The 9,649-nt window shown below is 71.9% G+C and carries 8 protein-coding genes; 2 read left to right on the top strand and 6 right to left on the bottom strand.

Annotated features, from left to right (window positions below; translation table 11 throughout):
* The coding region (locus tag ACOV8S_RS09180; RefSeq protein WP_448317210.1) for a catalase at positions 1-1,919 on the bottom strand (1,919 nt) is incomplete at its 3' end.
* A gap of 324 nt (positions 1,920-2,243) precedes the next feature.
* Between ACOV8S_RS09180 and ACOV8S_RS09175 the strand changes: the two genes are divergently transcribed.
* On the top strand, positions 2,244-3,605 hold the full coding sequence (locus tag ACOV8S_RS09175; protein ID WP_448317209.1) for an FAD-dependent oxidoreductase: 1,362 nt from the start codon (positions 2,244-2,246) through the stop codon (positions 3,603-3,605).
* Between the two features lie 220 nt (positions 3,606-3,825).
* Positions 3,826-4,248: a PPOX class F420-dependent oxidoreductase gene (locus ACOV8S_RS09170; protein WP_448317208.1), complete on the top strand. Its 423-nt coding sequence runs from the start codon at positions 3,826-3,828 to the stop codon at positions 4,246-4,248.
* Positions 4,249-4,362: 114 nt separating this feature from the next.
* On the opposite strand, the gene ACOV8S_RS09165 is transcribed toward ACOV8S_RS09170, so the two are convergent.
* From ACOV8S_RS09165 to ACOV8S_RS09145, 5 genes are read right to left on the bottom strand one after another with little or no spacing between them, the layout of a single operon-like run.
* A complete protein-coding gene (locus ACOV8S_RS09165) occupies positions 4,363-5,643 on the bottom strand; it encodes an ABC transporter substrate-binding protein (protein WP_448317207.1) in 1,281 nt (426 codons plus the stop codon).
* Positions 5,640-6,782, bottom strand: coding sequence for a branched-chain amino acid ABC transporter permease (locus tag ACOV8S_RS09160; RefSeq protein WP_448317206.1), 1,143 nt, complete (start codon positions 6,780-6,782; stop codon positions 5,640-5,642). Before ACOV8S_RS09160 ends, ACOV8S_RS09165 begins: the two co-directional genes overlap by 4 nt.
* Positions 6,775-7,671 carry a branched-chain amino acid ABC transporter permease gene (locus ACOV8S_RS09155; RefSeq protein WP_448317205.1) on the bottom strand — a complete coding sequence of 299 codons (897 nt, stop codon included), beginning with the start codon at positions 7,669-7,671 and terminating at the stop codon, positions 6,775-6,777. Before ACOV8S_RS09155 ends, ACOV8S_RS09160 begins: the two co-directional genes overlap by 8 nt.
* Entirely contained in the window at positions 7,668-8,492 is an 825-nt protein-coding gene (locus ACOV8S_RS09150) for an ABC transporter ATP-binding protein (RefSeq protein ID WP_448317204.1), read from the bottom strand. Before ACOV8S_RS09150 ends, ACOV8S_RS09155 begins: the two co-directional genes overlap by 4 nt.
* A complete protein-coding gene (locus ACOV8S_RS09145; protein WP_448317203.1) occupies positions 8,489-9,331 on the bottom strand; it encodes an ABC transporter ATP-binding protein in 843 nt (280 codons plus the stop codon). Before ACOV8S_RS09145 ends, ACOV8S_RS09150 begins: the two co-directional genes overlap by 4 nt.
* Between the last annotated feature and the right edge of the window lie 318 nt (positions 9,332-9,649).

Genomic DNA, 9,649 nt, shown 5'->3' with positions numbered 1-9,649 from the left:
GGCTTGAGGCCGCCGCTGCCGAGCGGGCCGCCGGTGGGGGCGACGACCAGCGGCACCATGCCCGCGCCGAGGACCGCCTCGCGGACCGCCGTGACGCCCTCGAGGTCGGCGTCGGGGGCGGCGACGATGCCGATCATGCGGCCGTCGGCGGGCCAGACCTCGCCGACCTGGGAGAGCGCGGGGCTCGGCTGCACGTCCACGAGCGGCACGGTCGGCTCGGGCGCCGGAAGGCCGAGGCCCTCGGCGACCTTGGAACACAGCACGGGGTCGATGTTGGCGAGGATCTGGAGGTTGCGCTCCTTGATCGCCTGCTCGTAGCACTTGCCGAGCTCGAAGGTGTAGGCGGCGATGATGTGCTCGCGCTCGACGGGGCTCATGCTGAGCCAGAACCGCCGCGGCTGGCTGAAGTGGTCGTCGAAGGTCTCGGACTGCGCGCGGACCTTGACCGACTCCGGGAGCTGGACGGGCACGTCGACGAAGGCTCCCATGTCGGCGCCGGCCGCGAACGGGCAGCCGCCGTCGAGGGAGTTGGGCTTGTACGGGGCCACGCCGCGGTGGACGGCGGTCTGGTGGTAGCCGTCGCGCTGCATGTCGTTGACCGGCACGTGGGTCCGGTTGATGGGCAGCTGGTTGAAGTTGGGGCCGCCCAGCCGGGTGAGCTGGGTGTCCAGGTAGGAGAACAGGCGGCCCTGCAGCAGCGGGTCGTCGGTGACGTCGATGCCGGGGACCAGGTGGCCGACGTGGAAGGCGACCTGCTCGGTCTCGGCGAAGAAGTTCGAGGTGTTGCGGTTGAGGGTGAGCAGGCCGATCGGCTGCACCGGGGCCAGTTCCTCGGGGACGATGTTGGTCGGGTCGAGCAGGTCGATGCCCTCGAACATCTGGTCCGGGGTGTCCGGGAAGGTCTGGATGCCCAGTTCCCACTGCGGGTAGGCGCCCGACTCGATGGAGTCGAAGAGGTCGCGGCGGTGGAAGTCGGGGTCCACGCCGTTGATGATCTGGGCCTCTTCCCACACCAGGGAGTGCACGCCCAGCTTGGGCTTCCAGTGGAACTTGACCAGGGTGGTCTCGCCGGCCGCGTTGACCAGCCGGAAGGTGTGGACGCCGAAGCCCTCCATCATTCGGTAGGAGCGCGGGATGCCGCGGTCGGACATGTTCCACAGGGTGTGGTGGGTGGCCTCGGTGTGCAGGCTCACGAAGTCCCAGAAGGTGTCGTGCGCGCTCTGCGCCTGCGGGATCTCGCGGTCCGGGTGGGGCTTTCCGGCGTGGATGACGTCCGGGAACTTGATGGCGTCCTGGATGAAGAAGACCGGAATGTTGTTGCCGACCAGGTCGAAGACGCCCTCGTCCGTGTAGAACTTGGTGGCGAAGCCGCGGGTGTCGCGCACCGTGTCGGAGGAGCCGCGCGAGCCCAGGACGGTGGAGAACCGGACGAAGACCTCGGTCTCGACGTCCTTGGCCAGGAAGCCCGCCTTGGTGACGGTCGAGGCGGTGCCGTACGACTGGAAGACGCCGTGCGCGCCGGCCCCGCGGGCGTGCACCACGCGCTCCGGGATGCGCTCGTGGTCGAACTGCATGATCTTCTCGCGCAGGTGGTGGTCCTGCAGGAGGACCGGGCCGCGGGGCCCGGCCTTGAGCGAGTGGTCGGTGTCGTGCAGCCGCACGCCCTGGGCGGTGGTCAGGTAGGCCCCGCCCTGGGCGACCTTGGCCTGGTCGACGCCGGTGACCTGTCCGGTCGGCGACACGGTGGCCGGACCGCGCTGGTCCGCCTTGGGCGGGAGCGGCTCCCTGGGCTCGGTCGGCTCGGCGACCGACGGCGACTCGGGACCGGGCTTGCCGGGAACGCCGTCCTGAGGGCCGGTGGCGGCGGGCTCGCCGGTGATCTTGTGCGCAGCCCTCTTCAGGGGGTTGCTCTCCGTCATCCTGTTTCCGTTCCTTCGCTCTCGCCTGTCGCGGGCCGCCGGAGGCGGCAGGACCTACGTGATCTGGTGACACGGAGCGGAGGAACAAAACATGAAATCGCTCAAAATGGCTTCAATGTGCAGCCATCTGCCGGTGCACGGCGCGGCGGCGAGGGCGACGGCCGGGGAGCGGTACGATCATCAGGCGTGCCGTGCACCCCGCCTGCGAGGGTTCCCGCATAAGCCGCGCTTATGGGTCCATAAAGCGGACCCGCATTCCAGGTAAGGCTTGCCTTAGCTTAGGCTTCCTGACGAGTCAGTTCATCGCTCGAAGGGAAATCGCACATGTCCCGCCCCCTGCGGGTAGCCATCGTCGGGGCCGGTCCCGCCGGCATCTACGCCGCCGACGCGCTGCTCAAGTCCGAGGCGGCCGCCGAGCCCGGCGTCTCCGTCGACCTCTTCGAGCGGATGCCGGCACCGTTCGGCCTCATCCGGTACGGCGTCGCCCCCGACCACCCGCGCATCAAGGGCATCATCACCGCGCTGCACCAGGTCCTCGACAAGCCGCAGATCCGCCTCTTCGGCAACGTCGACTACCCGAACGACATCACCCTGGACGACCTGCGCGCCTTCTACGACGCGGTGGTCTTCTCCACCGGCGCCACGGCCGACCGCGCGCTGCCGATCCCGGGCGTCGACCTCGAAGGCTCCTACGGCGCCGCCGACTTCGTCTCCTGGTACGACGGCCACCCGGACGTCCCGCGCACCTGGCCGCTGACCGCGGAGAAGGTCGCCGTCCTCGGCGTCGGCAACGTGGCGCTCGACGTGGCGCGCATCCTGGCCAAGACGGCCGACGAACTGCTGCCCACCGAGATCCCCGCCAACGTGTACGACGGGCTCAAGGCCAACCGTGCCAAGGAGATCCACGTCTTCGGCCGACGGGGTCCCGCGCAGGCGAAGTTCAGCCCGATGGAGCTGCGGGAGCTGGACCACTCCCCCAGCATCGAGGTCATCGTCGACCCGGAGGACATCGACTACGACGAGGGCTCGATCGCCACCCGCCGCGGCAACAAGCAGGCGGACATGGTCGCCAAGACCCTGGAGAACTGGGCGATCCGCGACGTCGGCGACCGCCCGCACAAGCTGTTCCTGCACTTCTTCGAGTCGCCCGTCGAGATCCTCGGCGAGGACGGCGAGGTCGTGGGCCTGCGCACCGAGCGCACCGCGCTGGACGGCACCGGGAACGTCAAGGGCACCGGCGAGTTCAAGGACTGGGACCTCGGCGCCGTCTACCGGGCGGTGGGCTACCTGTCCGACGAGCTGCCCAAGCTCCCCTGGGACGAGGCCACCGGCACCGTCCCGGACGAGGGCGGCCGGGTGATCGAGAACGGCGAGCACCTGCAGTCCACCTACGTCACCGGCTGGATCCGCCGCGGCCCGATCGGCCTGATCGGTCACACCAAGGGCGACGCCAACGAGACGGTGGCGAACCTGCTGGACGACCACGCCAACGGCCGGCTGCACACGCCGTCCTCCCCCGCTCCCGAGGCCGTCGAGGACTTCCTCGCGCAGCGCCGGGTGCGGTACACCACCTGGGACGGCTGGTACCGGCTGGACGCTGCGGAGAAGGCGCTGGGCGAGCCGCAGGGCCGTGAGCGCGTGAAGATCGTGGAGCGCGAGGACATGCTGCGGGCCAGCGAGGCCTGAGGCAGGGCCGCGCGGCCCGAGGTACGCGCCGCATCGAGGAAGGGCTCCCGGCTCCGGCCGGGGGCCCTTCGTCGTGCCCGGCGGTGTCCGGCCGTGTCCGGCGGCGGACTCGGGGCACACGGTGCGGGATCCGGGGGGCCCGATGTGGCAGCGTGACCGGGCGACGCCCCGTCGAGGTAACCGCGCACGGCAGGCCGTCGTGCGACGGAGAGGAGAGACGATGTCGAAGCCGCCGCTGCCCGAAGCAGCGATCACCATGCTGGAGAAGCCCAACCCCGCGGTGATCACCACCGTCCGGGCGGACGGGCAGCCGGTCTCCGCGGCCACCTGGTACGTGTGGGACGACGGCCGGGTGCTGGTCAACATGGACGAGGGCCGCAAGCGGCTCGAGCACATCCGCAACGACCCGCGGGTCACGCTCACCGTCCTTGACGAGGCCAACTGGTACACCCACGTCACCCTCATCGGCCGGGTCGCGGAGATGAGCGACGACAGCGACCTGTCCGGCATCGACCGGCTCTCGCGGCACTACGGGGGCAGGCCCTACCCCGAGCGGGAGCGGGGCCGGGTGAACGCCTGGATCGAGATCGACCGCTGGCACGGCTGGGGCTCCTTCCGCGACAGCGACCAGGCGGCCGGCTGACCGGCTCGACCGGCTCGCGCGGGCCGGCGTCCCGATGACGCGGAGCGGCCCGCACCCCCCGGGGGTGCGGGCCGCTCGTCGTGCGTCGTGCGGGTCGTGCCGAGCCGGGACGGCTCAGGCGCGGCCCTTCTCCTTCAGGTAGTCCTCGACGCCCGGGGCCACCCGGGCCTCCTCCACGATCTCCGCCCCGCCCAGCGCGTCCTTGGACGGCTTGAGGACGTAGTTCTCGACCGCGGCCGGGCGCTTGACGTTGCCGAAGTTCTGCGGGGTGCCCAGGCCGGTGTCGGCGTCGGTGAGCTCGCGGTGCGCCTTGACGACGTCCTCACGGGCCAGGCTGCCACTCTCGCAGGCCTTCTCCAGGGCGAGGCCCAGGAGCTGGGCGGTGTTGTAGCCGGAGAGCACGCCGGTGTCGACGGCCGCCTTCGGGTAGGCCTTCTTGTACTTCTCGACCATCTCCTTCACGCCGGGGATGTCGGCGTTGACCGCGGGGGCGGCGCTGATCATGTTCAGCATGCCCTCGAGCGCCGGGGCGGCCTCGGAGGCCATCAGCTGCGGCGAGTAGCCGGGGATGTTGGAGACCACGGGCACCTTCAGGCCGCGGGAGGCCGCGACGCCCACCAGCGAGGCGGTCTGCACCGGGCCGGCGCTGATCAGGACCGCCTTGACCTTGGCCTTCTGCAGCGCGGCCACCTGGGCCGACAGGTCCTGGTCGGTGGGCTTGATCTTCTGCTCGACGATCTCCAGCCCGGCCTTGGCGGCCGCCCACTTCGAGCCCTCGAGGGCGTTGGCGCCGTAGTCCCCCTCGAAGTAGACGTGTCCGACCTTGTCGCCCTTCTCGATGCCCTTGGCGCGGGTCAGGAAGTCGACGCCGGCGATCATGTCGACGTCGTAGGTGGTTCCGGTGACCTGGACGGGCTCGATGCCCAGCAGGGAGGCGGACCAGGCCTGCGGGTAGGTGAGGATCTGGTCCTTCTTGATGTCGTCGAGCAGCGCGGCGACCACCGGCGAGCCGATGACCTGCGACAGGGCAACGGAGTCGGGCGCCACCTCGGAGTAGGCGGCGACGGCCTTCTGGACGTCGTAGCCGTGGTCCTTGACGGTGATCTCGATCTTGCGGTCGCAGATGCCGCCGTCGGCGTTCACCTCGTCGGCCCACATCTTCTGGGCGTTGGTGATGGACTCGCCGAGGGTGGCGTACGGGCCGGTCAGGTCGGTGAGCGAACCGATCCGGATGGTGGTGTCGGTGACGCCGGGCCCGCCCTTGATGCCGCCCGCGCCCTCCTTGCCCTTGGAGTCCTCGGCCTTGGTGCTGCAGCCCGCGACGAGCAGCGCCGACAGGGCCGCGGCGGCGGTGATGCGGGTGGCGCGACGGTGCGCACGGGGCGTTGCGTTCACGGGGTGTGCTCCTTGACTGTGGCGACGGGAACTGCGGACGTGGTCACGGGCTCGGCGAACCCGGTGTCGGGAGGCGGCGCGGCGGGCATGGGCCGCGCCCGTGGACGGAGCCGGCGGGCGAGTCCGTGCAGGCCGTCGGGGGCCCACAGCAGGATCGCGACGATCGCGGCGCCGTAGAGGTAGCGGGAGGCCTCGGTGGGGCCGAGGGATCCGTCCGGGGAGCCGGGGGCGGCGACCAGCGGGAGCTGGTCGGCGTACTTGGCCATCACCAGGGGCAGCGCGGTCACGAAGAACGCCCCGGCGACGGCTCCGGCCACCGAGCCCAGACCGCCGATGACGATCATGGCGAGGTAGTCGATGGACAGGACCAGCCCGAAGTAGTCGGGCACCACGCGCCGGAAGGACAGCGCGAGCAGCACTCCGGCGAGGCCGGCGTACATGGAGGAGACGACGAAGGCCGAGGAGCGGTAGCGGGCCACCGGGACGCCCATGACGGACGCGGCGGTCTCGCTGTCGCGCAGCGCCACCAGGGCCCGGCCCGGGCGGCCGCGCAGCAGGCCGCGGGCGGTGAACCAGGTGAACGCCAGCAGGAGCAGGCCGAAGTACCACAGGCGCTCCTCGGCGCCGAACGGCACGCCCAGGACCGTGAGGTCGCCCTGGCCGGCGTCCAGGACGAGTCCGCCGATCTCCATCGGCGCGACCGAGCGGCCGTTGAAGCCGCCGGTGACCCCGTCCATGGTGAGCATCAGGTGGTGGCCGATGAAGACCAGCGCCAGGGTGGCGATGCCCAGGTACATGCCCTTCACCCGGCCGGCGACGGGGCTGAAGAGGCCGCCCGCCGCTCCGGCGAGCAGCACGGCCAGCACCATGGCGATCACCGGCGGGAGGCCGGGGCCGGGGTCGCCGGAGAAGTACACGTAGCCGTAGGCGCCGACGGCCAGGAAGAAGGAGTGGCCCATGGAGAGCTGGCCGGCGGTCCCGGACAGCAGGGTCAGTCCGATGGCGCCGATGGCGGCGGCCATGGAGAACAGGCCGATCCGCAGCCAGTAGGACTCCAGGTAGAGCGGCAGCGCGCACAGCACCAGCAGCGGGACCAGGATCGCGGCGAGGCGCAGCAGCGGCTTGGCGGCGTCAGACACGGGCCGCTCCCTTCGCTCCGAACAGTCCGTTGGGCCGCACCAGCAGCACCAGGACCATGACCACGTAGGGGGCGACGTCGCTCAGGCCGTCGCCGAGGACGTGCAGGTCGCTCTGGTAGGTGATGACGAAGGCCTCGGTCAGGCCGATCACCAGGCTGCCCGCCAGGGCGCCCACGGGTGAGGCGAGGCCGCCGAGGATGGCGGCGGGGAACGCCTTGAGGGCGATCTGCCCGGTCGTGCGCTCCAGGCCGGTGGCGGGGAAGGCGGCGAGGAAGACCGCGGCGAGCGCGGCGAGGGCTCCGGCCAGGCACCAGGCGAGCATGCGGGTCCGGCCGAGCCGGATGCCCTGGAGGGCGGCGGCCTCGGTGTCCTCGGCGGCGCAGCGCAGGGACAGGCCCCAGCGGCTGTACCGGAAGAGGGCGAAGACGCCGCCGATGACCAGGGCGGAGACCGCGATGGCGGCCAGCCGGCTGTCGGCGACGGTGACCGGGCCGAGGGTGCGGACCTTGTCGCCCCAGGGGTCGCCCAGCGAGAGCAGGTCGCCGCCGATCCTGCGGGCGAGGTCGGTGACCAGCAGGATGTCGATGCCGATGGTGACGATGGTGGCGACGTGCGCCGCCTTGGGGTCCTGCGGCAGGCGCTGCAGCAGGACCCGGTCGATCACGCCGGCCAGGGCCGCGGTGGCGAGGACGCCGACCGCCAGCGCGCCGGCGAAGCCGAGGTCGTCGTGGAGCACCGCGGTGAGGTAGCCGCCGAAGAGCAGCATGGAGCCGTGGGCGAAGTTCATGACGTGCGACGCCTTGAAGATGATGACGAAGCCGAGCGCCACCAGGGCGTAGACCGCTCCGAGGGCGAGGCCCGCGAGGAGGGTGTCGAGCAGGCCGGTCATGCCGCTTCCTTTCCGGGCGTGTCCGCGCCGGTGCCGAGGTAGGCCCGCAGCACCTCGGGGTCCTGGCGGACCTCGTCGGGGGTGCCGTGGGCGATGCGCCTGCCGAAGTCAAGGACGGTGACCTCGTCGGCGAGACGCATCACCAGTCCCATGTCGTGCTCCACCAGCACGATGGACAGGCCGAGTTGCTCGCGGACGGTGCGGATGACCTCGACCGCCGCCGCGCGTTCGGTGGTGTTCATGCCGGCGACCGGTTCGTCGAGCAGGAGGACCCGGGGTTCCAGGCACAGGGCGCGGGCCATCTCGACCCGCTTGCGGTCGCCGTAGGACAGCAGCGCGACCGGCTGGTCGAAGTGCCGCTCCAGGCCGACGATCTCGGCGATCTCGCGGGCCCGGGCGAGGTGGGCGCGCTGTTCGCGGACGGCGTGCGGCAGGTGCAGCGCGGAGGAGACGAAGCCGGCGCGGGTGAGGGCGTGGCGGCCGAGCATCAGGTTGTCGCCGACGGTGCCCTCGGTGGTGACGATGTTCTGGAAGGTCCGCGCGACGCCGAGGGAGGCGATGCGGTGCGGGGCGAGGCCGGTGAGGAGGTGCTCGCCGTAGCGGACGGTTCCGCCGGCCGGCCGGTAGAGGCCGGAGAGGACGTTGAAGCAGGTCGACTTGCCGGCGCCGTTGGGGCCGATCACGGCGTGGACGGAGCCGGGCGCCACGGTGAAGGAGACGTCGTCGAGCGCGGTGAGTCCGGCGAAGCGGACGGTGACGCCGTCGACCTCCAGGGGCCTGGGCGCCTCGGGCCGCGCGGTCGCGGTGGTGCGGGGGTTCATGCCGCTCCCCTCTCCGGGCCGCCGGGGGCGGCCTCGTCGGTGGCCTGCCCGGTGGCCCGCCCGGTGGCGCCGTCCGTCGCGTCGGCCTCGCCCAGGTAGAGGCGGCGGACGGCGTCGGTGCGGGCGAGCTCGGCGGCCGGGCCGGAGAGCCGGACCTCGCCCACCTCCAGCACGTGGGCATGGTCGGCGAGGGCGAGCGCCATGCCGGCGTTCTGCTCGACCAGCAGCACGGAGGTGCCCTGGGCGTTGATCTCGCGGACGACCTCGGCGATCCGCTCGACCATCTGCGGGGCGAGACCCAGCGAGGGCTCGTCCAGCAGGAGGAGCTTCGGCGCTGCCATCAGGGCGCGTCCGATGGCCAGCATCTGCTGCTCGCCGCCGGAGAGCAGGCCGGCCTGCTGCCGGGTGCGCTCGGCCAGGCGGGGGAAGAGCGTGAAGACCCGCTCGCGGCCCTCCTTGATCCGCTCGGGGGTGCGCCGGCCGAGGCCGAGGCCGCCGGAGCGGAGGTTCTCGTCCACCGTGAGGCCGGCGAAGACCCGCCTGCCCTCGGGCACCTGGACGACTCCGGCGCGCACCGCGGCGACCGGGTCCTGTCCGTCGAGGACGGTGTCCCCGTAGCGGATGCCGCCCGCGGTGACGGCGCCGCGGTGCAGGCGCAGGGTTCCGGACACCGCGCGCAGCAGAGTGGTCTTGCCGGCGCCGTTGGCGCCGAGCAGGGTGACTACGCTGCCGGGCGGCACGTCCAGACTCACGGAGCGCAGTGCGGAGACCGCGCGTCCGTAGGTCACGTCGAGGTTCTCCACCCTGAGGGTGGACGCCTCGTCCGATGCTCGGGGCATCACTGCTCCTTGGTTGCGTGCCGCGCGACCGGGGTCGGGGCTGTGGCTGGGCCGTTGAGGGTGGCCCCGACAAGGACCGGGGTCCGGGCACGGGGGTCGTCGTTCGTCCGTGCGGAAGTGGTGCCCAGATCAGCACGCGCGGAGGGTGCCGGTACAGCGGAAAAGGCATGCTCGCGGCGGGCGGCCAACGGTTTCCCGGGCGGGTTGTGCGGGTGCCCAGTGGCGGCCCGTGGGCAGGTGGGAGGCGGTGCGGGCGGTCGCGGGCACGGCTGTGCCCCGGACCGCCGCCATCACGCGGTCCGGGGCACGGGGGTGGTG

Source organism: Streptomyces sp. CO7, from assembly GCF_053474865.1.
The sequence above is the reverse complement of the archived record's forward strand: the minus strand, read 5'-3'. Positions and strand labels throughout refer to the sequence as shown.